Origin of the sequence: Clostridioides sp. ES-S-0005-03 (assembly GCF_020658455.1) — a bacterium.
GTDB lineage: Bacteria > Bacillota > Clostridia > Peptostreptococcales > Peptostreptococcaceae > Clostridioides.
In genome coordinates this window covers 1-317 of the sequence record NZ_JACVWI010000032.1, presented here as the reverse complement: position 1 = coordinate 317, position 317 = coordinate 1, and the positions used below count along the sequence as shown (strand labels likewise).

At 37.2% G+C, this 317-nt stretch carries 2 rRNA genes; both read left to right on the top strand.

The features are described 5' to 3' along the window. Positions 1–107, top strand: a 23S ribosomal RNA gene (locus IC218_RS21700); the annotation flags it as partial. A gap of 114 nt (positions 108–221) precedes the next feature. Continuing rightward, positions 222–317, top strand: a 5S ribosomal RNA gene (gene rrf, locus IC218_RS21695); the annotation flags it as partial.

The following is a 317-nucleotide window of genomic DNA, read 5'->3' as shown; positions in this document are numbered from 1 at the left end:
CACCGCAAGGGTAAGACCCCAGAAAGACTATCTGGTTGATAGGTCGAAGGTGTAAGTGCAGCAATGTATTTAGCTTATCGATACTAATAGGTCGAGGACTTGACCAATATTATTTGATGTTCATTGATTAAAATATATATGTAGTTTTTAGAGTGTTAACTCTAAAGAATCTAGTTTTACTAGTTTCAATAACTTAATAGTAATATTAAGCATAGAGATTATGTGGTTACAATAGCAGAGAGGATACACCTGTTCCCATTCCGAACACAGAAGTTAAGCTCTCTAGCGCTGATGGTACTTGGTGGGAAACTGCCTGG